The organism is Nocardia nepalensis, from assembly GCF_048910785.1.
GTDB classification, from domain to species: domain Bacteria; phylum Actinomycetota; class Actinomycetes; order Mycobacteriales; family Mycobacteriaceae; genus Nocardia; species Nocardia nepalensis.
Genome location: NZ_JBKBET010000036.1, coordinates 133,244 through 157,126, shown reverse-complemented (window position 1 = coordinate 157,126; position 23,883 = coordinate 133,244). Strand labels below are relative to the sequence as shown.

The 23,883-nt window shown below is 62.3% G+C and carries 20 protein-coding genes and 2 pseudogenes; 11 read left to right on the top strand and 11 right to left on the bottom strand.

Going from position 1 to position 23,883, the window contains the following annotated elements; translation table 11 throughout:
• Window positions 1-13: 13 nt before the first annotated feature.
• The 6 genes from ACHQ4I_RS30485 to ACHQ4I_RS30460 all read left to right on the top strand — a co-directional run bounded on the left by ACHQ4I_RS30485 (window position 14) and on the right by ACHQ4I_RS30460 (window position 9,929).
• Complete coding sequence (locus ACHQ4I_RS30485; RefSeq protein ID WP_420775329.1) at window positions 14-1,651, top strand: class I SAM-dependent DNA methyltransferase; 1,638 nt, start codon at window positions 14-16, stop codon at window positions 1,649-1,651.
• The gene (locus ACHQ4I_RS30480) at window positions 1,593-2,834 is read left to right on the top strand and encodes a restriction endonuclease subunit S (protein ID WP_420775328.1); all 1,242 of its coding nucleotides are present in this window, start codon (window positions 1,593-1,595) and stop codon (window positions 2,832-2,834) included. Before ACHQ4I_RS30485 ends, ACHQ4I_RS30480 begins: the two co-directional genes overlap by 59 nt.
• Window positions 2,831-6,049: a type I restriction endonuclease subunit R gene (locus tag ACHQ4I_RS30475; protein ID WP_420775327.1), complete on the top strand. Its 3,219-nt coding sequence runs from the start codon at window positions 2,831-2,833 to the stop codon at window positions 6,047-6,049. The genes ACHQ4I_RS30480 and ACHQ4I_RS30475 overlap by 4 nt, the downstream gene beginning before the upstream one ends.
• Before the next feature lie 437 nt (window positions 6,050-6,486).
• Window positions 6,487-6,975 (top strand): hypothetical protein, encoded by a 489-nt coding sequence (locus ACHQ4I_RS30470; protein WP_420775326.1) that lies wholly within the window; start codon window positions 6,487-6,489, stop codon window positions 6,973-6,975.
• A gap of 308 nt (window positions 6,976-7,283) precedes the next feature.
• The gene (locus tag ACHQ4I_RS30465) at window positions 7,284-9,110 is read left to right on the top strand and encodes a tetratricopeptide repeat protein (RefSeq protein ID WP_420775325.1); all 1,827 of its coding nucleotides are present in this window, start codon (window positions 7,284-7,286) and stop codon (window positions 9,108-9,110) included.
• Between the two features lie 540 nt (window positions 9,111-9,650).
• A complete protein-coding gene (locus tag ACHQ4I_RS30460; RefSeq protein ID WP_420775324.1) occupies window positions 9,651-9,929 on the top strand; it encodes a hypothetical protein in 279 nt (92 codons plus the stop codon).
• A gap of 82 nt (window positions 9,930-10,011) precedes the next feature.
• Here ACHQ4I_RS30460 and ACHQ4I_RS30455 read toward each other — a convergent pair whose 3' ends face one another.
• From ACHQ4I_RS30455 to ACHQ4I_RS30430, 6 genes are all read right to left on the bottom strand, one after another.
• On the bottom strand, window positions 10,012-10,446 hold the full coding sequence (locus ACHQ4I_RS30455) for a YbaB/EbfC family nucleoid-associated protein (protein WP_420775323.1): 435 nt from the start codon (window positions 10,444-10,446) through the stop codon (window positions 10,012-10,014).
• Window positions 10,443-10,859, bottom strand: coding sequence for an ankyrin repeat domain-containing protein (locus ACHQ4I_RS30450; protein WP_420775322.1), 417 nt, complete (start codon window positions 10,857-10,859; stop codon window positions 10,443-10,445). Before ACHQ4I_RS30450 ends, ACHQ4I_RS30455 begins: the two co-directional genes overlap by 4 nt.
• Window positions 10,860-12,281, bottom strand: a complete 1,422-nt coding sequence (locus ACHQ4I_RS30445; protein WP_420775321.1) for a WXG100-like domain-containing protein — start codon at window positions 12,279-12,281, stop codon at window positions 10,860-10,862.
• Window positions 12,281-12,577 carry a WXG100 family type VII secretion target gene (locus tag ACHQ4I_RS30440; RefSeq protein ID WP_420775320.1) on the bottom strand — a complete coding sequence of 99 codons (297 nt, stop codon included), beginning with the start codon at window positions 12,575-12,577 and terminating at the stop codon, window positions 12,281-12,283. The genes ACHQ4I_RS30445 and ACHQ4I_RS30440 overlap by 1 nt, the downstream gene beginning before the upstream one ends.
• On the bottom strand, window positions 12,574-12,894 hold the full coding sequence (locus tag ACHQ4I_RS30435) for a WXG100 family type VII secretion target (RefSeq protein WP_420775319.1): 321 nt from the start codon (window positions 12,892-12,894) through the stop codon (window positions 12,574-12,576). Before ACHQ4I_RS30435 ends, ACHQ4I_RS30440 begins: the two co-directional genes overlap by 4 nt.
• 443 nt (window positions 12,895-13,337) lie before the next feature.
• Window positions 13,338-13,946, bottom strand: coding sequence for an AAA family ATPase (locus ACHQ4I_RS30430; RefSeq protein WP_420775540.1), 609 nt, complete (start codon window positions 13,944-13,946; stop codon window positions 13,338-13,340).
• Window positions 13,947-14,044: 98 nt separating this feature from the next.
• Here ACHQ4I_RS30430 and ACHQ4I_RS30425 point away from each other — a divergent pair.
• A pseudogene (locus tag ACHQ4I_RS30425) lies at window positions 14,045-15,103 on the top strand (IS256 family transposase); the annotation flags it as partial.
• Window positions 15,104-15,200: 97 nt separating this feature from the next.
• Here ACHQ4I_RS30425 and ACHQ4I_RS30420 read toward each other — a convergent pair.
• Genes ACHQ4I_RS30420 through ACHQ4I_RS30410 form a run of 3 tightly spaced genes read right to left on the bottom strand, consistent with a single transcriptional unit; the run spans window position 15,201 to window position 18,977 of the window.
• Window positions 15,201-15,632, bottom strand: a complete 432-nt coding sequence (locus ACHQ4I_RS30420; protein WP_420775318.1) for a DUF6262 family protein — start codon at window positions 15,630-15,632, stop codon at window positions 15,201-15,203.
• Window positions 15,622-17,811, bottom strand: coding sequence for a tyrosine-type recombinase/integrase (locus ACHQ4I_RS30415; protein ID WP_420775539.1), 2,190 nt, complete (start codon window positions 17,809-17,811; stop codon window positions 15,622-15,624). Before ACHQ4I_RS30415 ends, ACHQ4I_RS30420 begins: the two co-directional genes overlap by 11 nt.
• A gap of 56 nt (window positions 17,812-17,867) precedes the next feature.
• Window positions 17,868-18,977 carry a site-specific integrase gene (locus ACHQ4I_RS30410; RefSeq protein WP_420775317.1) on the bottom strand — a complete coding sequence of 370 codons (1,110 nt, stop codon included), beginning with the start codon at window positions 18,975-18,977 and terminating at the stop codon, window positions 17,868-17,870.
• A gap of 122 nt (window positions 18,978-19,099) precedes the next feature.
• Here ACHQ4I_RS30410 and ACHQ4I_RS30405 point away from each other — a divergent pair.
• The 4 genes and pseudogenes from ACHQ4I_RS30405 to ACHQ4I_RS30390 all read left to right on the top strand — a co-directional run.
• A pseudogene (locus ACHQ4I_RS30405) lies at window positions 19,100-19,310 on the top strand (transposase); the annotation flags it as partial.
• Between the two features lie 58 nt (window positions 19,311-19,368).
• On the top strand, window positions 19,369-20,184 hold the full coding sequence (locus tag ACHQ4I_RS30400; RefSeq protein ID WP_420775316.1) for a HalD/BesD family halogenase: 816 nt from the start codon (window positions 19,369-19,371) through the stop codon (window positions 20,182-20,184).
• Between the two features lie 14 nt (window positions 20,185-20,198).
• On the top strand, window positions 20,199-20,984 hold the full coding sequence (locus ACHQ4I_RS30395; RefSeq protein WP_420775315.1) for an alpha/beta hydrolase family protein: 786 nt from the start codon (window positions 20,199-20,201) through the stop codon (window positions 20,982-20,984).
• Entirely contained in the window at window positions 20,981-21,652 is a 672-nt protein-coding gene (locus ACHQ4I_RS30390; protein ID WP_420775314.1) for a DapH/DapD/GlmU-related protein, read from the top strand. Before ACHQ4I_RS30395 ends, ACHQ4I_RS30390 begins: the two co-directional genes overlap by 4 nt.
• On the opposite strand, the gene ACHQ4I_RS30385 is transcribed toward ACHQ4I_RS30390, so the two are convergent.
• Window positions 21,615-22,376, bottom strand: a complete 762-nt coding sequence (locus tag ACHQ4I_RS30385) for a glycosyltransferase family 25 protein (protein WP_420775313.1) — start codon at window positions 22,374-22,376, stop codon at window positions 21,615-21,617. The two genes, ACHQ4I_RS30390 and ACHQ4I_RS30385, sit on opposite strands and share 38 nt — an antisense overlap.
• Window positions 22,373-23,590: a hypothetical protein gene (locus ACHQ4I_RS30380; protein ID WP_420775312.1), complete on the bottom strand. Its 1,218-nt coding sequence runs from the start codon at window positions 23,588-23,590 to the stop codon at window positions 22,373-22,375. The genes ACHQ4I_RS30385 and ACHQ4I_RS30380 overlap by 4 nt, the downstream gene beginning before the upstream one ends.
• Window positions 23,591-23,883: the final 293 nt, after the last annotated feature.

Genomic DNA, 23,883 nt, shown 5'->3' with positions numbered 1-23,883 from the left:
GAAAGTAGAACCGATGCCTCCCCGTAAACGCGCCACCGGACAAGGCGAACTGCCTGGTATGTCCGTGTCCAGCCCCCGCCAGATCCAAGACATCCTGTGGAAGGCCGCCGACAAGCTACGCGGCTCCATGGACGCGGCCCAGTACAAGGAGTTCGTGCTGGGGCTGGTGTTCCTGAAGTACGTCTCGGACGCCTTCGCCGAGCGTCGCGCTGAACTGGCCGCCGACCCCGATCTCGCCGAGCTGTCCGAACAGCGACGACTTCGTTTTCTGGAGGACCGCGACGAATACCTCGGCCGCGATGTGTTCTGGGTGCCGGAAAACGCACGCTGGGACTACATCTCGAAGAACGCCCCCAGCGCTGAGGGCGGTGTCGGAAAGCTACTCGACGACGCGATGGACGAGGTGATGAAGGCGAACAAGCCGCTCACCGGTGTGCTCCCGAAGATCTTCAACCGTGACAACGTCGATCAGAAGCGGTTGAAGGAACTGGTCGACCTGATCAGCGACGCCCGATTCACCGGCCACGGCGACCGGCCGGCCAAGGATGTCCTCGGGGAGACGTATGAATATTTTTTGGAGAAGTTCGCCCGCGCCGAGGGTAAGCGGGCGGGCGAGTTCTACACGCCTGAAAGCGTTGTCCGGTTGATCGTCGAAGTGCTCGAGCCGTACGAAGGGCGCGTTTACGACCCTGCCTGTGGCTCTGGAGGCATGTTCATCCAGTCCGCCAAATTCCTCGAGCGCCGCCGTGGCCGCGATCACAGTCACGATATCGCCATCTACGGTCAGGAGGCCAACGAACGCACCTGGCGGCTGGCGAAAATGAATCTCGCCATCCATGGCCTGGACCCCAAGGGCGTAGGCGACATCTGGGCCGATACCTTCGACGACGACAAGCTACCCGACCTGAAGTTCGATTTCGTCATGGCGAACCCGCCTTTCAACATGTCGGATTGGGCCCGCAAGCAACACGACCCCCGCTGGCGCTACGGAACCCCGCCTCAGTCGAACGCGAACTACGCCTGGTTGCAGCACATCGTGTCCAAACTTGGTGACCGTGGCTCGGCAGGCGTGGTGCTGTCCAACGGTTCGATGAGTTCGAAACAGTCCGGCGAAGGCGAGATCCGAACCGCCATGGTCCAGGCGGATCTGGTGTCCTGCATGGTCGCCCTGCCCGCCAACCTCTTCCGCACCACCGCCATCCCGGCTTGCTTGTGGTTCCTGACCAAGGACAAGTCGCCACAGGGTTCGGCGGTGCTGGCGGAACGGCGCAACGAGATCCTCTTCATCGATGCCCGTGCCTTGGGGACGATGGTGGATCGCACAGAACGTGTGATGACCGACCAGGATCTGGAGAAGATCTCCGATGTGTACCACGCCTGGCGGGGGACGAAATCTGCTAGAGATAAAGGAATTTCGTACGAGGATGTACCTGGGTTCTGCTACAGCGCGACGCTTGAGGAAGTAGCTCAACACGACTACATCCTCACGCCGGGGCGGTATGTAGGGGCAACTGAAGTTGCAGAGGATCCTGAGGCCGAGCCGGTGGAGGAGCGGCTCGAGAGGTTGACCAAGGAACTGTTCGAGCTTTTCGATGAATCCTCACGGCTGGAAGCTGTCGTGCGCGAGCAGTTGGGCAGGGCTTGTGGCTGAGTGGAATAGGACGACTGTCGGCGAGGTAATAACCTTGCAGCGAGGATTCGACATCACCCGCGCAACGCAGCGTGCGGGAAATGTTCCAGTCGTGTCTTCAGGTGGAGTGTCCAGCTTTCACGATACAGCGGCGGTAACATCGCCTGGTGTCGTAATGGGTCGCAAGGGAACACTCGGTAAAGTGTTCTACCTAGATTGTGACTTCTGGCCACATGACACGACTCTATGGGTCAAAGACTTTAAAGGAAATAATCCCAGGTTCGTGTACTACTTCTTGACGACGCTGAATTTTTTGGCGATGGATGTCGGTTCCTCGAACCCAACGCTGAACCGAAATCATGTTCATCCGGTGCCAATCCTGTGGCCGCCACTGCTGGATCAAAATGCAATTGCATCGGTTCTTGGGGCATTGGACGACAAGATTTCGTCCAATGATCGAATAGTCGACACCGCGGAACGCCTTGGTTCAGCGGCTTTCGAGCGGTATTTCGGGTGCGCCCTGGATTGCGTGACTACAAATGACCAACTACCCGACGGTTGGCGCCTCTCAGACCTGGGCGCAGTGTCGGAGGTGATTGAAACGGGGAGGCGGCCGAAGGGCGGCGTTGCTGGAATCGATTCAGGAGTGCCGAGCATTGGGGCCGAGAGCATCATCAGGTTGGGTGAATTCGACTTCTCGAAGGTGAAATATGTGCCTGAAGATTTCTACTCCAAAATGGCGAGAGGAATTCTGAAGAGCGGCGATGTTCTTGTGTACAAAGACGGCGGGCGTCCGGGTGACTTCAGGCCGCATGTCAGCATGTTTGGCAACGGGTACCCCTTCGAGCGTATGTGCATCAATGAGCATGTGTACCGCGTCAGGCTGGACCGCAATCTAGGGCAAAACTTCGGCTATTATTGGCTCTCGTCCACTCCGATCCTGGCAGAAATGCGGCGGCGCGGAACGGGTGCGGCAATTCCTGGGATAAATTCGACGGCGATGAAAGGGATTCCGGTGGTAGTACCACCGGCTGACCGATTGTCTGATTTTGAAGTTTTTGTTGGCCCGCTCGTCAATCGAGTACTGAGCGCTGCTTCTGAATCCCGCACCCTCGCTACCATCCGTGACGCCCTCCTCCCTCAACTCATTTCCGGCAAGCTCCGCATCCGTGACGCGGAGCAAATCGTGGAGAACGTTGTATGAGTTTCACCGGTTCCATCCCGTTCGACGACGACAAGATCAGCGAAAATCAGTGGGAATCAGATGCATTGGAGTCGCTTGCCGATTTCGGCTGGGAGCACGCACTGGGAAAGGAGCAGGCCCCTGGGTCCGGGTATCGCCGCGACTGGGACGAGCTCGTTCTACATAGCGTGCTGCGCGAGGCGGTCGAGCGGCTCAATCCGGACCTGCCGCCGTCCGCGGTACGGGATGCTGTCCAGCTGGCAACCGATCCCAGCTCAAGGGATGCCTATGCGGAGAACAAACAGGCACACAACGACCTGACCGCTGGGATCAGGCTCACCTACACCGATGGTTTCGGCGCTGAGCACACGCCGACAGTGCATCTCGTCGACTTCGGCAACCGGGACCGGAATGTATACCACGCGGTGCGGCAGGTGCGGGTTCTAGACGGTGACTACAGTCGACGGTTCGATATCGTCCTGTATGTCAATGGGTTGCCGTTGGCCATGGTCGAGCTCAAGAGCGCCGCCGACGAGCACGCGACCCTGCGGGACGCCCATGCGCAGCTACAGACGTACCTTGACGAATTTCCGATCGCGTTCCGCTACAACGTCCTTTGCTTAGTCTCGGATGGCATCACTGCCAAATATGGCACTGCGTTCACCCCATACGAGCACTTCGCGCCGTGGAATGTTGACGATTTCGGCGCGCGCATCGATACGACAGCCGCCGACCACAACGGTGCGGAAGCCTTGGACCTGGCTCTGAGCGGCCTGTTCCAGCCGGATCGTTTCCTGTCGCTGGTGTCGAACTTCGTCAACTTCACCCCGCAGGGAAAGCGAATCGCCAAGCCGCACCAGTATTTCGCGGTCACCAAGGCGGTGAACTCCATCGTCGAAGCCTCTCGCACTCACGGCAAAGCTGGCGTGGTCTGGCACACCCAGGGCGCCGGGAAATCCGAGGAGATGGTGGAGACCGCGGCACTGGTGTCACGACACCCGGCGCTGAACAATCCGACAATCGTTGTCGTCACCGACCGGAATGATCTCGACGACCAACTGTACGAGACCTTCCAGGACAGTAAGATCCTGCTCGGACAGGAACCGAAACAGGTAACCAGCCGCGAGCAATTGCGCACTGAACTCGGCAACAACCGCGTCGGTGGCATCTATTTCACTACCCTGCAGAAGTTCGGCCGAACCAAGACGGAGAAGGAAGCGGGTTCTGAGCATCCGTTGCTCTCGGACCGCCGAAACATCATCGTCATTGTCGACGAGGCCCACCGCTCGCACTATGAGACTGTCAACGGGTATGCCAAACACATCCGCAATGCGCTGCCGTACGCGACATTCATCGCATTCACCGGCACACCAATCAGCGGTGAAGCCGACACCCAGGAGACATTCGGCGAGTACATCGACATCTACGACCTGAAGCGGGCCGTAGACGACGAGGCAACCGTCCGCGTGTACCACGAGCCGCGGGTGATCGGGGTGGCTCTGCCTCCCGATATCGACCCGGACGCCCTCGACCAGAAGGCCGATTCGCTGACCGCTGACCTGGACGATGCTGAACGGCGGGAGGCTATCAAGTACGCCGCCGCCATGAACACCATCTACGGTGCCCCGGACCGCATCGCCACCCTCGCCGATGACCTGATCGCCCACTGGGAGCAACGGCGAGAACTGATGAAACCGCAGATCGGCGGCCCCGGCAAGGCGATGGTGGTGTGTGGTACACGCGAGATTTGTGTGCGACTGTTCGACGCGCTAGAACAGCGACGCCCGTGGGCGAGCGACGAAATCGACAAGGGCATCATGAAGATCGTGTTCCACAGCGATCCCAGTGACCCCGCGCATCTGCGTGCCCACGGACTGCGGACATCACAGCAGAAGGTGATCCGGAACCGTATCAAGGACGCCGACGATGAACTCGAGTTGCTGATCGTGCACTCGATGCTGCTCACCGGATTCGATTCGCCACCCATCCACACCATGTACATGGACCGCCCGATGCAGGGCGCCAACCTGATGCAGGCCGTTGCCCGCGTCAATCGTCGGTTCCGCGGCAAAGAGGACGGGTTGCTCGTCGGCTACGCGCCCCTCACCGACAATCTGACCGCCGCATTGAAGGTGTATTCGCCTGCCGATCAACAGGATCGAACACTCGGTGCGAATACAGATCGTGCTATTACCGAGGTCAAGAACGAACTCACGACCATCCGGGAGCTGCTGCGTCCGACACAGTGGGAGCAGCTACTCGCCGACACCAGCCATGCTGCGCCGCGTAAGCGTGCGCTGCGGTCGGTGTCCAACTACCTCCGGGCACCGAGCACACCCGGCAATGTTGTCGAGCCTGGCGAGAAAACGCTGTCGGCCCGGTTCAAAGAGTGCGTTTCCCGGCTGGAGCGGTTCTACCGGATCTGCTCCACTGCGCGCGACCTGGACGAACGCTGTGCGGATCTGGGGGCTTGGCAGCGAGACATCACGTTCTTCAGTGAAGTGCGGGCATGGATGGTGAAACTCGATGCCGCCGACCGCGAAGCCAACGGCCAGCCCATCACCGCCGAGGTGCGAATCTACCTACAGCAGTTGGCCGCCTCCGTCGTCAACGCCAGCGACATCACCGACCTTTACGAAGAGGCAGGTATCGGCCATGTCGACATCACCAACATCAATCAGGAACAGCTGCATCGACTTTCGGGGTCTGAGACGCCGGACCTGGTTGCTGAGGCATTGCGCCGACTGGTGACGCAGAAGATGCGCGAAGTCACTCGGCACAACATCGTCAGTCAAGAGCAGTTCTCGAAGAAGCTTGACGATCTGATGAAGCGGTACATGAGCCAGCAGTACAGCAGTGCGGTGATGATCGCAAAGCTCGCCGAACTCATGAAGGAGATCTCTGAGGAGGCCCTGCGCGGTGAGCGCTTCGAACCGGCTCTTAATCCCGCCGAACTCGCCTTTTACGACGCGGTTGCCAAGGACGGGATGGCCAAGCTCATTAATGGCGGTGACGCCACCCTCGCTGAGATCGCCCGAGCCCTTGTCCTCGACCTGCAAAGCAACCTGCCGCAGGACTGGCTCACCCGGGAACCGGTGCGGGCCAAGCTGCGCACCCGGATCCGCCGACTGCTAGCCAAGTACGACTATCCGCCGGAAGGGGAAGACAAAGCGCTCGACGTAGTCCTTAAGCAGATGGAGACCTTCGCCGCTGACTGGTCACCGAAGGTGCGATAAGCAATCCCGGGCGCGTCGGCAGTAACCCCGCCGAAGTTCAGTCGGAAGCGGGCGCTCCCCCGACCTCCGCTGGATCTGCGCACGCAAGGTACTCGTCGCGTGCGCTAGCCGAGCTGAGCGCCAGCGAACCGGCCAGGCCCTGTCTCCGCGATCCGGCGCCTCTACGCTCAGCGCGCGGGCGAGTGGGCGGTACCTTGCGGGGTCGCTGTCGTACGGATATACACCCCACGCTGCCGCCTCGGCCGTCGGCCATCCCCGCGGATGCGGTCAGCACTCCAACCGACGCGGAGTGGGAAGTCACCGTGTCAGTAGACATCTCGCCGAAAACCTCGCCAGCAGAGGTATATTCAGCCCCGAACCTACAGTTGCGTTGTCGGCGGAAACTTGGTTCAGTGGGGTTCTTGTCTAAGCAGGTTGTCCAACAGGAGGTTTGGCGAGTGGACCCGGTGACCTTGATGGCCGCGGCGATCGCCGCGGGAGCGGCCGCTGGCCTGACCGACACCTCCAAACAGGCGGTGATCGACGCCTACGGGTCGGTGCGGGAACTAATAACTCGCAGATATCATTCGGTGGATCTGACTGGCGTCGAAGCCCAACCGGAGTTGGAAGCGCAGCATGCCGAACTGGCCCAGGAACTGCAACATGCAGGTGCAGGCGATGACGAGGAGCTACTGCACCGGTTGCGTCGGTTGGTGCAGCTCATCGATGACGACCACAGCCGTGACGCCGCCCATACTGCGCCGCCGCCGCAGGTCACCGCAGTGAAGTTCCTGCGATCAAAGCTTGGCGAAGCTGAGATCAGAGACAGCACATCAGCGGGCGCGTTGTTAGAGGCGCAGGATCTCACGGTCGATGGCAAGCTCTCCATCGTCGGTGTCCACACTGGACTACACGAACCGCCTCACCCTCCTCCGGCGCCGCGGTAGAGCGACACTCCGCTGCGCAGCACGGCCATGGCGGCCCGATATCGCTGTCGCACATTGTTGTTGGGCGAGATCTGACGATCAATCAGGGAGGTGCGGCACACGATTCTGAGGCGGATCTGGCACAGTTGGTCTGCTGTTTGGCAGACGACGGTGACCTACCGAGAATCGCTGACCTCGATCCATACAAGCTCGGTGCCACACCATCGTGTTACGGAGAGATAGGCAGCACTGGAACCACCGATCCGTACGTATGCCGCACGCGCGGCAACGTCGACGAGCGACTCGCGGCCGCGTTGCACGGGCAGCGGATGGCGATCGTAAGCGGGCCGTCCAAGGCGGGAAAAACCCGTAGCCTCTTCGAAGCGGTCCGGACTCGCATGCCTGAGGCCAGGATCCTCGTTCCGACACCAGAATCGCTTTTTCGTGTTCCCGGTTGCCGGGCTTTTCTCGACAGCACGGCAACGATTGTTGTGTGGCTCGACGACGTCGAGCGGTTCTTGGTGAGCACTCAAGGATTGACATCTGTGGTGCTGAATCGTTTGCTGGCGCGCAATTCTCCTACAGTCGTGGTTGCAACCCTCCGCAACGACCAGCGGCGGCTGCTGCGCGGGGATGCTGGTGAATTCAGCTACGACATCCGAATGGTGCTCGAACAGGCCGAGGAGATTACGTTACGGCCGACCAGCGATGACCCTGAGGAGCAAGCGGCCGCGGCGGCGGCCTACCCGCAACTGAATCTGGCCGGGTATGGTTTGGGCGAGATCCTCTCGGGCGCACCGGATATGCTCCAGCGCTACGACGACGCACTTTATGGCAATCCGGCTCTACGTGCTGTGCTTGAGGTAGCTGTCGATTGGGCGCGGATCGGGCGCGTCGATCCAGTGCCGGAGTCCGCGTTGCTCGAATTGGCACTCGACACAATCGAGGACTTGCGCCCGGACCTTGAGATGAGCGGTGAGGACATACTCACCGCGATCGGGGTCGCACGGCAACGCCCGCAAGGTGCCGGCCGAATCGCTCCGCTAGTGACAACTCGCCTCCACAACGGAACGCTCGCCTACCGGGCCTTCGAATATCTTGTGGCCGCCGACAACGGCGATGACCTCAGGCCCGCGCGACCGATTCCGAAGTCGTTTTGGCACCGGGGAACTCGGGATGCAGAGCCTGGTGTCCTTGCCACCGTCGGGACGCATGCGATGCTGAATCGGCGCATGGAGCAGGCTGTAGAGCTTTGGTGTCGCGCTGGCGAGGCTGGCGGCTCCCGCCGCATTACGCAGCTAGGGGAAATGGTCGCTGGGGACCACACCGAGTTACGAAGCGCAGCGCACGCCGGTGACGTCGACGCAATGTACCGGCTCGGGGTGCGATTGGGCGGTTGGAGCGACTTCGACGAAGCTGAACACTGGCTGCACCGAGCGGCGCAGGCAGGCCATGCTGAAGCGATGACGTTCATGGCGATGTTCGCCGACGAGCGCGGCGATCATGTCGCGAGGCAGGCCTGGCTTGGTCGCGCGGCCGATGCTGGCGACCCTGACGCCATGTACGCCCTCGGCATGCACCTGCGGGAAGCAGGGCAGGCCAACGAGGCAGAAGCCTGGATTCGCCGTGCCGCGGAACTCAGTCATCGTGAGGCTATGTCTCGTCTCGGCTGGTTAATGCATGAGCGAAGTCGGCTCAGCGAAGCCGAGAGATGGTGGACCCGTGCCGCAGCCGCCGGAGATGCGTACGCGATGGACAACGTCGCGATCCTGTTGAAGCAACAGGGCCGTAATGCCGATGCCGAGCGGTGGTGGCGGAAGGCCGCGACCCTCGGCAATCCTGAAGGGATGAACGGCCTTGCGTTGCACCTTGTAGGCAGCGGACATGCTGACGAAGCCGAGCATTGGTGGCGAACTGCTGCCGCACAGGACCACACCGAATCCATGCACAACCTGGGTGTACTGCTGCTCAATCGCAGATCGAGCGAGGCGGGCGTGTGGTTGCGTCGGGCCGCTGACGATGGCCACCCTGACGCGAATTACCTTCTGGGGGTCATGGTGAACTCTTTCGGCTCGCCCGAAGCCGAGTACTGGTTCCAACGCGCCGCCGACGTCGGCCACCAAGGCGCGATTTCCGCGCTCGATCGCCTGACATAGCAGCCACCCAGATCGAATTCTCCTTGGTAGCAATGGTCTTTGCCGAGATATCTCGACTCCCAGATCCCTCGGTTGCGGTCCGGCCTATGCGATAGTTCGCCTGACCTGTCCCCAGTGACAACAGCCACCTGTACCTCAGTCTGCACTCCAAGGTCACCGGGTTCGATCGGTGACAACTGTGGCCTTGTCGCCACAGATGCCTGGATTGCACCGACACGAGAACAAACCGGATAGTATTCGAAATTATGTTCGAACCGCGCGGTATTCTTGATGGATGACCGCCCGTCTGCTCTACACCGTCGACGGCAAAGTCGTACCGCCCGATCAGCTCGTCCGCACCGAACGCGGATGGGTCGAGCCCGCGCCCGTGCGCTGCTCAGCGGGCCACATCCTCGGCGCCAACAGAGTCCTTGTCGGCTGGACCCCATGCGTCGCGCCCGGTCGGAGCGGGCACCGAACACACGCCTGCCGCCGATACAGCGCCGTGGTCTACACCCCGCCGCTCGACCGCAGGTGCTCTTGCCGGACAGGAGGAACAGTATGGACCCAACCATCGAACGGTTAGTCACAGTGGTCGTTGACGCGATCCCGCCAGGCAGCGACCTCACGGTCGCCGAGGTCTATCGGGCGGTCTGCGCCGAAATGACCTCGCCGCCGTCGCGGGAGCAAGTCGAGCAGGTGGTCGATTTTCTGCACACGCCTGGACTCCGGTACGAACCCGGCGATGTCGGATGGGCCGTCGTCTTGCGGCTGCGCGATCTGGAGTATCTGGCGGACCCGGCGCGGGCCTACGATCCGCCACCGCCCGGCGATGACTGATCGAGATCACCGATCCGCTTGTCGGCACGAAGCCGCGTAAAGGCGTTGTGTTTGGGTCGCAGCAGGTACCAGGCGGACGTGACTACCGGCTCCAGCCTTGTTGATTCATGCGCTCGTAGTAGGCGTCGTCGGCGGCTTGGATTTCCTCTTCAGTCATCGCCGTCGGGGTGAGCGCCGTGGGCTCGGCTTGGCCGAGTGTTTCGCGGATCGTTCGCAACCCGGCCTCGACCCGGTGGTCTTGTGTGAGCGGACGCATCGCTCGCTCTACTTTCGCCGCTACGTCTTGCTCGGCGGCGGCGGTCGCTTGCAGGATCATGCTCGCGAGCTTGTCTCCCCATTGCAGGGCACCGCGGCCGAGCTTGAGATCGCGTAGGTGCCCGCCCGAGTCGACGATCGCGGTGATGGCGCCGTTGGCGGCAGTGCCGCTGCCGCGGATCTTGGCCAGCGCTGCTTGTACTTGCGTGGCTTTGGTTTTCATTTCCTCGATCGCGGCGTCGATGTCAGGGGCATCGGTCACAGCAGGTCCGCGAACTCGGCTTTGATGTGGGGTTTATTGGTGGTCTCACTGATGAAGTGCAAGGGGCTCTGAGGCGGGAAATAGTCGTCCTTTATCGTCGGTTTCGTAGGATCGGCGCCGCGGGCCCGCAGCAGCCGTATCGTGGCGACAGGGTCGCCGCCGTTGGCCGTGGCAGCCCAGTAGATCGCGGGCATCCCTTTTGCGGTAAGTGCGTCGACGTCGGCCCCGGCATCGAGCAGCCGTTCCGCGGCCGCAGGGTTGGCTTCCTGTGCGGCGAAATGCAAAGGGGTCCAGTCGTCGTTGTCGCGGACGTTGACGTCCTCGGTGGCGAGCAGGTGCTCGATGGCGTCGAGATCGCCATGCAGGGCGGCGTAATGCAGTGGGGTACGGCCCCATTCGTCGCGTTGGGTCATCTACTTCAGTTCCCTTCTACCGCTTCGGTTTCCGGTTGAATCCTCGATGTGGAACCAGTCAGGGTGGCTGTTGACCTGCTTATCCAGCTGTTCCTGGGTCCAGCCGTTGGCTTGTGCGTCGGCGATCAGTTTCCGGTTCTCATAGCCGCTGTTGTGGCCGAAGTCCCAGCCCGGCTTGACCGGGTATCGGACCCCGTTGGCTTCGTCGATGTAGTATTGGCCCTTCGGATCCTTGGGTAGCTGGGTGATCTCGGGGTGTTTGTCGTAGTTCTTCTCGATCGGCACTTTGACTCGGGGCTCGGACTTGACGGTATAGAAGTCCTCGGTGGCATCGCCAGGTCTTCGCCACTTTTCGGTGTTGTTGACGATCGTGTCCTTGGTCGGCTTCCACAGATTCGGGCGGCGAAGCTTCGCCCACGAGGTGAACGGCCCCGGCGCGACCGCACCATCCGCGGCGGCGAGTGCCGGTCGCGCCTCGATCAGCGGGATCAACGCTTCCGAGCCGCGGGCGAGGGCTTGGGACACCGCGACCGGAACGCGCACGGTCTCGACCACACCCACCAGGGCGCGAATCATCGTCGCGATGCGCGCCCCGTAGACGCTGATCGCGATCGCCATCCCGCCTTGGGCCGCGAATGCCGATCCGCCGCCGGTGAACGGGGCCGCGATCCAGCCGAAGGCTTGATCCACCGCCACCAACGCCACGAGCTCGACCAGTGCGCGTTTGATCGCGCTCTTGGTCTGCTCAACCGAATTCGCATACGAGTCACAGGAAGTCGCGAGTTCCTCACACACCCCCGCCAGCGACTCGAACTCACCTTTGACGATGTCGGCCTGCTCGAGCGCCTGCTCGGTCTCCGGACTCTGCTGCGCCTCGATCAGCTCCCGCGCTGTCGGCAACGGGGCCGCCGATACACGAAGACCATTGGCCATCGTCCGCCACGCCGCGGCCATCTTGCGCAGCACATCCGGGTGACCGTTCGGCCACACCTCGCCCTGAACCCAGTCACGGACTAAGGACCAGCCCGTCGGCTCCGCGTCATGGCCGCCATACGCGGCCGGAGGCTCGGGCGGGTTGTAAACCTTGAGCGTTCCCGGCGGAAATACCAGGTCATTCGGATTCGGTTCCGGCGCCGACTGCGAATTCGCGTTGGCGTGGTTAGCAGCAGTGAACTGCAGCAGGTCATGCATCTGCCCGACCGCCAACGCGAGATCACCCAGCGCGTCGACGGTGCTCCACGCGGCCGGGTCGTAGTCGTTGGTCCATTTCCGCCCGGCGTTGTCCGAGCCCGCGCTCCCACCGGCCCCGGCCAACACCTTGCTCAACGTGTCGACGTTGTAGGTCAACGCGTTGTGCACGCCCTCATACACCTCGGCGGCCTTGGTGAACCCCTGCGGATCCACCTGCACAGGAGGCGCCATCAGGGCCACATTCCGGTGTTGGTTTCGATTGCGGCACTGTAGTTTTGGTGCGCGGTCTTGGCGACATCGCGGAGTTCGTCGAGGTTTTCCCGCATCTCATTCACCCCGGCCACCCACTTTTCGTGCGCCACCCGCTGCGCTGACGCCGCCTGGCTCGACCACGTCAGATGCAAATCAGCGATATGTCGATCGACCTCACCCAGCCAGTCCTCCACACTGCGGCCGAACTTGTCCATCGTGTCTATCGCGGCATCGAGCTGCTCCAGATCGACCCGGTAGCTGTCCTCACTGGTCACGGCAGATCCAACCCCTGCAACCCGGTAATCGCGTCACTGTTCGTCGTATCCCGCAGTTCGTACTGGATCGCAGCCTCGGACAGGCTCGCCGCGGACTGCTCCAACGCGGCGATCACCGTCTCGGCACCGTGCTTCCATTCCACCCACGACTCGTCGTAGGCGCTGGCCGCTTTTCCGTGCCAGCCGTCGACGAGCAGCTCTTTGCCGATCGTGTCGTCGAGTTTGCTGAGTTCGTCTCGGATGGTTTGTGCTTTCCCGGCAGTAAACCGCGCCGCCTCACGTAACCGGTCCACCTCGACCTGGAGTTCCCCGGACACCCCCGCCTCCCTCCGTCATGCAACTCGCCCTGAACTATATGACGCAGCGCGCAACCGCCCGGTTCCGCGCTGGTACCACTCGACAGCCGGATCGAGCATGCGATTGCCAGGACGGACACCGGACATCCACATGCCGCCCGGAACCACGCGCGGCCCGATACCGTCGAACCGGGTATGGACGGTGAAGAACGCGCGACGTTGCGCGACATAGGCATCGCCCCAGAGGATCTGCGCGTCCAACTCGGACAGGCATGGGTGCGACTGATCTTGCGCGAGCACGGGATCCGACTGGAGCTACGACCCCGGAGGCTGCCGCGGCGGTTGGCCACACATGATTCGTTTCGCGGTGCCCGCGATCTCCCCATCGCACCATTGTGAGGCCGCGCGCTGCTGCGCTCCAGCCGTCATTGGAGACGCGCGGGTCTGTCGATCACTGCCACAACTCAGTTGTTGGTGACGACATCCACCACGGTGTGCGCGATTTCGCGCAGATCGCTGTCGAGGACCTTCGACCGATAGCTATCCCAGTCGGCGAGTTTCGGTGCGTCGCGCTCGGCGCCGCGGGCGATCATGCGCTCCCTGATTTGCGCAGCTGAGCTGTCGATCCATATCGTTTGCACCGTAAGCGATTCCGGTACGGATACCTTCATTCGCAGATGCTGCGCCAGTGAAACACCGATATCAGCCGCCTGTCGGATCACTGAAAGAAACGGTGCGTCCAATACCACCGGATGCCGGATGCCGATCCCGAGCCCGGTACGGACCAGCCCGTCATAGATGCCGGGAGACACCACCGATCGATAGACATCGCTGTCGCGGTCGAACGGATCACCACCCAAAGCCCGCATCACGTCCTGTTCGAGGCGCGGCGCGAAACTGTCCTTGTCCAACACGCTCGCATGCGACCGCACAGCGAGATACGCTGCGGCCGTGGACTTTCCAGAGCCAGGAAATCCACATACCACCACGACGCCACGTCCCGCCGAGGTCTCCACAGTGCGATTCAATGCGGCTTTTACCGACTCTGGAAGTATCCCCACCCGAGCGACCATACTCATCAATCACGCCCAGGGGGACTGTCTGATCTTCGGCGGATCTGATCTCGGTCTGACTGGCCCGAACCTGATGGTTCGGCAGGAAGGATCGACTGATGTCGGAGACCATCGAGTCCGTGGCGAAAGAGGCTGTGGACACCAAGAAGCTGGCCGAGCAGTTGTTGGCCCAGGCCAAGGAGCAGGGCGTGGATTTGGTCGGCCCGGGCGGGTTGCTGAACCAGCTGACCAAGACCGTGCTCGAGACCGCCCTGGAAGCGGAGATGACCGAGCATGTCGGTTATGAGAAGCACGACCCGGTCGGTCGCGGAACTGGCAATTCCCGCAACGGAACTCGGTCCAAGACAGTGCTGACCGAAATCGGGTCGGTCGAGATCGACGTCCCTCGCGACACCGCCTCGACGTTCGACCCTCAGATCGTGCGCAAGCGGCAGCGGCGCCTGAACGGTATCGACGAGATCGTATTGTCGTTGACCGCGAAAGGGTTGACCACCGGCGAGGTCTCGGCCCATTTCGAGGAGATCTATGGCGCGTCGGTCTCACGCGACACCGTCTCCCGGATCACCGACAAGGTGATCGGTGAGATGGCCGAATGGTGCAACCGGCCGCTCGAGCGGGTGTATCCGGTGATCTTCATCGATGCCATCCACGTAAAGGTCAGGGATGGTCAGGTCACCAACAGGCCCATCTATGTGGTCATCGGCGTGGCCTGTGCCGGGGAACGCGACATCCTCGGACTGTGGGCTGGCGACGGCGGTGAAGGCGCGAAATTCTGGCTTCAAGTGTTGACCGAGATCAAGAACCGCGGTGTGACCGATGTGTGCATCGCGGTCTGCGACGGCCTGAAGGGGCTGCCGGAGGCCATCAACACCGTGTGGGAACGAACTGTCGTGCAGACGTGCGTAATTCACTTGCTGCGCAACACATTCCGTTACGCATCCCGCAAGTATTGGGCCGAGATGAGCCGCGATCTCAAACCGGTCTACACCGCCCCGACCGAAACGGCCGCCGCCGAACGCTTCGGCGAGTTCGCCACCAAATGGGGCGGGCAGTACCCGGCGATCGTGCGGTTGTGGGAGAACGCATGGACAGAGTTCGTGCCGTTCCTCGACTACGACGTCGAGATACGACGAATCATATGCTCCACCAACGCGATCGTTATCTCTAGTCCGAGGTCGGTGTGGTGCTGTGGCCAGCGCGGACGTGTTTTGGATGGTGTTGTCGACGCAGCGGCGTAGCCGCTGCGTCGACCTTTCAGCACGGTCCGATCGTTATCGGATTGCGATGCTGTGCAGCTGGTTTCGTTGATCGCTCGGCGCGAAGGTGTCCGAGGGTCTGTTCGAGCTGGCGGCGAAGTTTCTGGTTCTCCTCGGTGAGCTGGCGGATGCGGGTGTTGGCGATGTCGAGCCGCTGACGCAGCGATTGATCACTGCTTCGCCGGCGAGATGGTATGGCAGCCTTGATGTTTGGGCCTTGGCTGGCGCGGATTCTCTGGATTTCGTCTTTGATGTCGGGCTGGCTGTAAAGCCAGGAGCGGGAGACATCGGCGTGCTGGGCGACCGCTTCGAAGGTGATCGCTGTTCCTGCTTGATCGAGCTCGTGAAGAGCTTGGATGGCCTTGGCGCGGGTCAGCTCGTGACGGCGTTGGGCGGCGGTGATCAGGTGTGCGGTGTTGTCAACTCGCATCGGGGACCGCCTTCGTGTTGCTTCGGGTTTCGTCGTCGAGGGCGCCGATGATCTGGTTGAGGTTGGTCAGCACGCCCCGGTTCATCTCGGCGAGGCGCTGCTGGCCGCGGGCCTCGGCGGCGTCGATGATCTGCAGAACCTGTTGACGCTGATTGCGGTGCTGGGGAAGGAATTCCGGTGTTGTGATGAACATGGGGCAGGTCAGACACGCGTTGGCATGCGGGCAGTTCTTCTGGACCGGCAGACCGCAGAACCCGTTAGGCAGGGCCTGTGTGACGCGGCCGATCCGCTGTTTGGCCCAGGCTGCCTCTGCCAGCGGACCATCCGGGTCGAGTCTGACCGTGTCGCCGTTGATGTCGACCTTTCGGGCCGCTTCCCAGTGCCGGCGGACGGTCGTGTCGTGCAGGCGGGCGTAGTGCGCGGTCATCTGCGGCGAGTCGTGGTCGAGGATCTTGCGGACGACCTCTTGGGGGACGTCACGGTTGATGAGCCGGGTGCCCAGAGTGTGACGCCATTGATGCGGGGTCAGGCGCACCCGGGCGCGGTGTTCGTCGCGGATATCGCAGTGCTCGAGCCAGCGATAGAGCGCCAGCCGGTAGGTGGAACTGCCGATGGGGTGCTCACCGGTGATGTTCTTGGTTAGGCGCGGAAACAACCACGGGGTGCTGGCCTGCCATCGTTGGAGAACGCGCTGTCGCTGCCCGTTGATCAGTTCGCGGAGTTCCTCGTCGATAGGGACCAGGGCGTCGCGTTTCATTTTGTGGTTGAAGTAGCGCAGATAGGGTGCGCCGTCGGCGTCGGTGACGACGCAGTCGCCGCGCAGGCGCGTCGTGTCGGTGATCCGCAGTCCGCAGCGCATGAGGGTGAGCGTGATCAGCCGGTAGGTGGGGTTGTCCCAGCGGTCGAGGTTGTCGGGCTGTTCGAGCAGGGCCATCACGTTGTCGGGCAACGCTCGGGGTGCTCGTTCGTCGCGTTTGGGATAGTCCTCTGTGAAGAAGGACGCTTCGGCGGGAAGTCTTGTGTCCCAACGATGTTGGCGGATGGCGGCGAACAAGCCGTTGAGCAGACCAATTTGGGTGCCCTGGCGATGAGGGCCGCCGGGTTCGCCGCGCAGGTCAGCCAGATATCGCTCCAGAACCGGCCGAGTCACCTCGGCGATCTCGGTGACGCCGACGCGGTCCAGAAATCGGGAGAATCGGGTGATCGCCAGGACTGGGCGTCCGCCGCCGGCTTCGAGCCCGAGCCCGGTCGACAACCGCCAGCGAACCCATCGCTTGGCCAATTCTTTCAGCCATGGCTGAGCAATACCGTTGAACCGCAACATTCTTCGACCATCGAAACCCAGCCGGTGCATGCGCCAGACATCGCGTGGATACTCGGTTTCCCACCCGGTCGGCTCGGCGAGATCCTCGACGACGCGGCGAGCGTAGTTCAGGAAACCGATAGATCGTGTGTCACGTGGCCAGCATTCGCCGGCCAGAGCGCGCCAGGCGGATTCGTCGAGGTCCAGTAGCGACGACGCCGTCGAGTTGGCCAGCAGGCGCACCACCCTCATCACCGTGTCCGGGGTGATGGTGCCTTCGCGCTGGTCGTGACGGTGTTGCAAGACGTATTGCATCTCCAGCCGCATCCCGACCTCGAGTTCATCGAGCCGGATAGTCTCCCCGCTCGGAATCTGGATGTCGTCAAAGCGTCGAACGAACTCGCCAATATCGGGTCGTCCGTTGACCTTCCAGGTGGCGGCATGGGGATGACAGAATGGGCCTTGCGCCTTCGGCCAGAGGTCACAACACGTGATCGCGCAGGTCACTCCCGGTGCGGGCCGCTTGAACGGCAGCGGTTCGGCCAACCACTGTTGCAGGTCGGGGCGACCCGCCCGAACCCATCGCTGGGCATGTAGCTGACACATTCCGCCGCGCGCGCAGCCGTAACCGCAGCCAGGCACCCGGCAGCGCATGTTCGGACGCTGCCGCGCCCAACGGTGGTCGGTCGATGCGGCGAAAACGTCGAGATCGGGCCGACCGGCGTCGGCCCAGCGTTGATGATGACCGGGACATAACCCGCGCGAGCGTGCAGTTCGCTCGCATTGTTCGACGCGGCATCGACCTCCACCGAACACAGGATCCTCGGCGGCGAACTGCAATGTGGTGCGGCGGAATTCGGGCCTCACCGCTGCCATCAGTTTCGCCAGCATCCCCGGCGCGGCGGCGGGTGCGGACTTCGTGACAGGCTTGTTCACCAGCGCACCTCCTGATCGTTGAACCAGCCCGCCCGCTCCAACACTCGGCGAGCGTCTTCGACGGTGAGATGCCCGTAAACCGTTTCGGTGGTGGTGATGTCGACGTGGCCAAGGATGCGCGACACCACCTCGATCGGGACGCCATCTCGAAGTAGACGGGTCGCGGCGGTGTGACGCCACCAATGCGGGTCGAAGTCGATGCCAGTGCGGCGGCGCAGACGCCCGACCAGGTCATAGACGTTCGAGTAGGTCATCGGGCGCCCGTGCGGGCGCCCCCAAAGGTTGACGAACACATAGTCGCTGTCGAGATCACCGTATTCCTCATGCAGGTAATCGGCATATAACCGGACCAGCTCGGCGCTGATCGGAACGCTGCGCGAGGTCGATGATTTCGTGCGAGCTCCGTTGTCGTTGTCCCGTGGACATACCGTCAACTCGCGCTCGGCAGCGGCGATGTCTTCGTGCCGAAGCCCCAAGGCTTCACCGATCCTGACACCGGTCTCATGCAGCACCGCGAAAAGGAAGCGGTCCCGCAAACGCCCGCAGGAATCCAGGATCGCTTGCGCTTCAACGACATCGAGCACGCGCGGCAGCTTCTTCGGCGCCTTCAGCTTGATGGTTCGTGCTTTGACCGGGTCGCCCTTGCTGATGTGATGCAGAAACGGCTTCCAGCCGCCCCTGCCGCGACCCGCCGGCTGCCAGGACACCAGCAGGTCACCAACATCAACGCCATGGCGCACGGCGTGGAGATAGAACGCACTCAACGCCGAAAGCTTGCGGTTCACAGTCGATTCCGTGCAATGGTGCGCCACTGACGGCAACATCATGACCCCGCCGTCTCGCGCTGCAGGTGGCAGTCGCAGCCAGCCGACGAACCCACCGAGGTCTTCCAAACGTACTTCCCGCCAATCCAGGCCACGGAAGGTTAGGAACTCGAACCAGTCCTTCAGATCGTGGGCATACGCCTTGACCGTGTTCGGGGACCGCTCGATATCGGTCAAATACGCCAGATACCGCTCTACCGGCCCCAACGGTCGGTCGTCATCACCGAGAACGGTCCATGACTCACGCGACGAGACCGGCGAAACCACCCGCGTAACAAGCACTCCGCCTCCCTGAGATCTGCCTCCTGGACCGCGGTAGATAACCACATCCAGCACGCAGAACTGAGCAGTTCAACAGCACGTGCTCCACATCGAAGACACCCTTGGAGACACTGCAGATAACAATTGAATCATTGAACGCCCCGCTACCGGCGTGCGATCCGCGCCCGCGGACACTTCCCGACCGAACAAGCCGCCCTCAAATGCCTGTATCTGGTGACGCGATCGCTGGACCCCGCTGGCCGTGGTCGGGCACGATGGGCGATGAGGTGGAAGCCCGCATTGAACGCGTTCGCGATCACCTTCGAAGGCCGGATCAACCCAACCGGTAATTAACCAACACCGGGACCAGATCCGCCATTTATCGGACACTCCCCGCCCAGGAGCCCAGTGTATGGATGACGCGTGGCGGCAGAAGTGCGGCGACCGAACATGTGGAGGGGACTTGGTAGCGGATCAGCGATGGGTGTGGCCGCAGGCAGAATTGGGCGGGTGCGGCGTTCAGGTACTGGCCGATGATGCGGGGATCACTATGGAGTGCAGAGAGTTCGAGCGCACAGGCTACGTCGCGATGTCACGGCTGATACCTGCTCAGCTACGGTCGGCGGTCGCGGCAGAAGCTCTCCGGTTGGTCGAGGACGCGGGTGTCCGGCGTGATCTCGTCTTCGCCGCGACCGGGTACACGCCGCGGCGGATGCGGAACGTGACTCGGGCCGATATCGCCCGCGAAGGTTCGGTGATCGAGGCGATCTACGACTCCGCGATGATGACACAGCTGCTGTCGGCGGTGACCGGGGGACCGGTATTTCGGTGTCCGTACGAGCCTGAGCAGTTCGTGATCACCAGGTTGGAGCGTGCCGGTGATACGCATGGATGGCATTGGGACGATTACAGTTTCGCGTTGGTGTGGGTGGCGGAATGTCCACCGATTGGCGACGGTGGGTTCGTGGAGTGCATCCCGGACACGGTCTGGGACAAGACGCAGCCAGAGGTAGCCCGGCTCGTGCAGGATCGAGCGGTACACAAGTTGATGGTCGGCGCGGGAGATGTGTATTTGATGCGGACGAACACGACGTTGCATCGGGTGCACCCGATCCGGCGCGGGCGACGCACGATTGTGAACATGGCATTCGCGTCGGCGGCGGAGTTGAACGCGGCGGTGTCGCACGAGACGATGGACAGCCTGTGGTCGATGCCAGGGGCCGAGTGAACGGGAGCTGACCGATGGAACGCCTCGAATTGACCTCTGTCGACGGCATCCGGCTGGACTTCGCGGTCCACCGCACCGCGGTCGAGCCCGCGCTCGGAGTGGTGCTGTTGGTACACGGCATCACCGTCGACATGGATGAGGGCGGGGGAATGTTCATCCGATTGGCGCAGCGGTTGGTATCGCAGGGCTTCAATGTCGCGCGGTTCTCCTTCCGCGGACACGGGAGCAGCGGTGGAACTCAGCAAGGAGTGACGATCGCTGGTGAGTGCCTGGATCTGCAGGCCGCGGTGACCGCGGTCCGGCAGCGATTCGTCGGGCAACCGATGTCGATTGTGGCAGCCAGCTTCGGCGCCGTTTCCACGGCGCTGTCGATGTCATGGCTTGAGGACCTCTATCGGCTGGTGTTGTGGAATCCGGTGCTGGATCTGCGGCGTACCTTTCTGGTTCCGGAGCTGGCGTGGGGTGAGGAGAATTTCGGTGCCATTGGGCAGAAACACTTGGCCGACAACGGTTTTCTGCTAATCGACGATACGTTCCAGCTCGGCCGTGTCCTGTTCACCGAGTTCGCGCACTACCACCCGCTGGAAGACTTCCTCGCCGTGGACGTGCCGACGCTGATCGTGCATGGCGACCACGACACAGCAGTGTCTTACGACATCGCCGCCGAGGCCGCGCACTCGCGATCGCATACCACGCTGCACACCATTGCTGGTTCAGATCACGGGTTCGACTCGCGGGAGCGCGAAGACCAAGCGATCGGTACAACCGTTGATTGGCTGGCCGAACAGTCGATGTCGTGACGGGCGTGAAGATCTCGCAACTGTATGCGCCGATCCGGCTCGGCGAAGCCGTCATCGTCGGAGAACACTGCACACTCGGGTACCCGAAGGAGGCCCGCATCCGCGACGCGCAACGTGGGCAGCATACGATCGGCGAACCTGTCGTGGTCGGAGACCGTTGCCTGCTGTTCAACCAGGTGGTGGTGAACGAGGGGACCGTGCTGGGTGCGGACTGCGTGCTGGAAGATCGTTCCCGCATCGGCTACGGCTGCGTCATCGGTGACCGGACGAGAGTGGTTCACGGCGCATACGTGTGCGACCGAGTGCACGTCGGCGAGGATGCGTGCGTGGCTGGGTTCGTGTGCGATGCCACGGTTATCGGAAGTCGGTCAACTGTGATGGGCGACCTGGTGCACGAGTACACCCGCCCGGATCTGGGTTGGTGGGGTGTCGATGAGGAATCGCCGGTTATCGAGGAAGATTCCGTCGTCGGGTTCGGCGCACGGGTGATCGGTGGGGTGCGGATCGGGCCTCGTAGCTATATCGCGGCGGGTGCCGTGGTGACCAAGGACGTTCCACCCGAACACATTGTGACTCAGGTCGATACGCACACTCCGATCGGACAATGGACCGGCAAACGACTCGGCCCGCTCATCGAGCACTGGAAGTCTCGGCCCGGCTGGTGTTGATGAAGGCGGAGTCCTCGGTGTCGCTCCCAGCTTCTGTCTTGGGCCGTTGTGTGGCCAGGGGTGGATCGAAGGCGAGGGCGGCGAGTTGGGGTGGGAACCGAGCTCGCATATCTGGCCGCGGGTGCGGGAGGTACAGCGCGGGCAGGAACTCGTCGATGGGGACGATCGCCTGCGCGAGCCTGGACGCCAAGACCGTGGAGAGGGCTCGGCGGGTGAGCAGGTAGGCGTAGCTGCAGTGGCTGTATCCGGGGCGGACGAAGCCCGGCGCTGGGGCGGGATCGTCGGGCTCAAGAGGATATCGGCCGAGGTAGAGCAGATCGAATGGCACGGCCTGTTGGTGGAGGCTGTGCAAGCCGGTGGTGAGGAAATCGGTGAAGTCGGTATCGAGAACGGCGTCGTCCTCGAGAATGAGGGTGTAGGGCGCGTTGCTGTGTTCGGCAGCGTGGGCCCAGCACGCCAGATGAGCCAGGGTGCAGCCGATTTCGCCGTACTTGAGGGGTCTGTTCCACCATGGGTTGTCGGAGTCGGTCTGCCAGTCGAAGAGCTTGAATCCCCGGCCATGTAGGTCGGTGAGGGTGAGCTCGTGGCCGTCGAAGACGGTGTCCCAGTCCGAGGTGTAGGTCACGGGCAGGCTGGCTCGGAGGTGGGTTTGGATCCAGGCTCGTCGGTCAGATCGTCGTGGGAGGTTCACGATGTAGGTGGCGATGGAGTCTTCTTCGATCACTGGGTGTGCCTGGGTGGATTGTGTTGGCAGGTAAAGCGTTTAGTGTTGTCGATGACGACGCCGAAGTCCTCTCCAGCGGCTCGCGACAGCAGTAGGAGCGGCTCGATGACGGTGAAGTCGGCGACGTCGGTGATTCCGCCGATGCGGCGGGCTTCGGTGACCAGCACGAAGTCGTCGTCTCCGATTCGGTCGGTGAGGTAGCGAGCGTTCGGATGAGCGCGCTCGGTGTCGAGCAGACAGCGGGCCGCGCCGAGAACACCGAGCGTGAGGCAGCCGCCGAGCAGGAAAACCGTGGTGCCTTGCAGGATCAGTCTGGTGAATACCGCGAGGTCTTCGATCAGTTCACTATGGGCAGTCCAGCGTGGGGCAAGTGTGAGGTCGCCGAGGGTGGGTACGACGAGCGGGTCGTCCTCGCCGAGTGGATGCGGCTCGAAGTGAAATGGTAACTGCGGCAGGAATTCTCGATATTTGGCATTCCATGGTGGGCCACCGATAACGATCAGTACGTCAGCGTGGGTGTCGAAATGTTCCGAGGGCGCGAAGTCGCGGACCACGACTGTCGGCGCTAGTTGGCCTAGGCGGGTTCGAACGAAGATGAGCGTGTCCAGATCGGCGAACTTCGCATACCGCAAGTAGTTACGGTCGGCGGGCGAGGCGTACTCCGGGCGTTCGTCGGGCGGGATCTCAGAGCACACGATATCTACCCGGGCACCGGGGTCCAGATGCCAGAAGGTGCGAACCGCGTGAGCGGGGTCGCCACGCTCAACCTCCTTCGCCGACGAGGCTCCGGATTGAGTCGGCGATTGAACAACGAGATCGGCTGGCGACGCCAGCAGCAGGTAAGCGAGGGTGTCGAGGGCTCGGGCGGCGTGGCGTCGAATGGTCTTGGTGGCGCATTTCTGGCGGTTGGCGAGCGATTCTTGGCGGTCGGTGAGTGTAGTGAACCGGTGCTCGGGGAGCAGATTGAAATCGACTTGGGCATAGAGTCGTTCGTCGTCCGCGAGTCGGTCGATCGCGGCGCTGATCGTGTCGGCCAACACCGCGATTTGGGCAGCGGAGCCGGGTTCACAGTTATGCCCGCGACTGAGGTAGGCGCGAACCGGCTCGTCGAGCGCGGTCAGCAGTGTCGTAGGCCGCGACAGCCCCGGCCCCTGGCGCAGCTTGATCAAGCACTCCTTCACGTGGTCGACCGAGGGCAGAGCACTATGCGCCATCTGTCCACGATATGTCCACAGCCAATGCCAGCGACGTCGACCATCTCTGCCGGCGACAATCTCCGCTGTCCAGGATCTGTCCACACCGAGGTACGAGTGTCCAGAAATACGGCCGGTAGACGGGATAGCTCGGCGCGGGCAGGCAGAGAAGACTCGAACGTGCGTGCCCCTCAGATGTGTTGGAAGGGAGGAGAAGTCATGCGTGAACAGACCGCGGCCGCCGATGTCGATGAGTACGAGTCGCCGAAGGTGGAGACCAAGGAAATTATCAGCCGTCAGTGCAACTGATCGCA

Coding starts and splice junctions, on each gene's coding strand:
- ACHQ4I_RS30485 (WP_420775329.1), top strand. CDS start 14: ATGCCTCCCCGTAAACGCGCCACCGGACAAGGCGAACTGCCTGGTATG.
- ACHQ4I_RS30480 (WP_420775328.1), top strand. CDS start 1,593: ATGAATCCTCACGGCTGGAAGCTGTCGTGCGCGAGCAGTTGGGCAGGG.
- ACHQ4I_RS30475 (WP_420775327.1), top strand. CDS start 2,831: ATGAGTTTCACCGGTTCCATCCCGTTCGACGACGACAAGATCAGCGAA.
- ACHQ4I_RS30465 (WP_420775325.1), top strand. CDS start 7,284: ATGGCGATCGTAAGCGGGCCGTCCAAGGCGGGAAAAACCCGTAGCCTC.
- ACHQ4I_RS30460 (WP_420775324.1), top strand. CDS start 9,651: ATGGACCCAACCATCGAACGGTTAGTCACAGTGGTCGTTGACGCGATC.
- ACHQ4I_RS30450 (WP_420775322.1), bottom strand. CDS start 10,859: ATGACCCAACGCGACGAATGGGGCCGTACCCCACTGCATTACGCCGCC.
- ACHQ4I_RS30445 (WP_420775321.1), bottom strand. CDS start 12,281: ATGGCGCCTCCTGTGCAGGTGGATCCGCAGGGGTTCACCAAGGCCGCC.
- ACHQ4I_RS30430 (WP_420775540.1), bottom strand. CDS start 13,946: ATGGTCGCTCGGGTGGGGATACTTCCAGAGTCGGTAAAAGCCGCATTG.
- ACHQ4I_RS30420 (WP_420775318.1), bottom strand. CDS start 15,632: ATGCGAGTTGACAACACCGCACACCTGATCACCGCCGCCCAACGCCGT.
- ACHQ4I_RS30415 (WP_420775539.1), bottom strand. CDS start 17,811: ATGGCAGCGGTGAGGCCCGAATTCCGCCGCACCACATTGCAGTTCGCC.
- ACHQ4I_RS30400 (WP_420775316.1), top strand. CDS start 19,369: ATGGATGACGCGTGGCGGCAGAAGTGCGGCGACCGAACATGTGGAGGG.
- ACHQ4I_RS30395 (WP_420775315.1), top strand. CDS start 20,199: ATGGAACGCCTCGAATTGACCTCTGTCGACGGCATCCGGCTGGACTTC.
- ACHQ4I_RS30380 (WP_420775312.1), bottom strand. CDS start 23,590: ATGGCGCATAGTGCTCTGCCCTCGGTCGACCACGTGAAGGAGTGCTTG.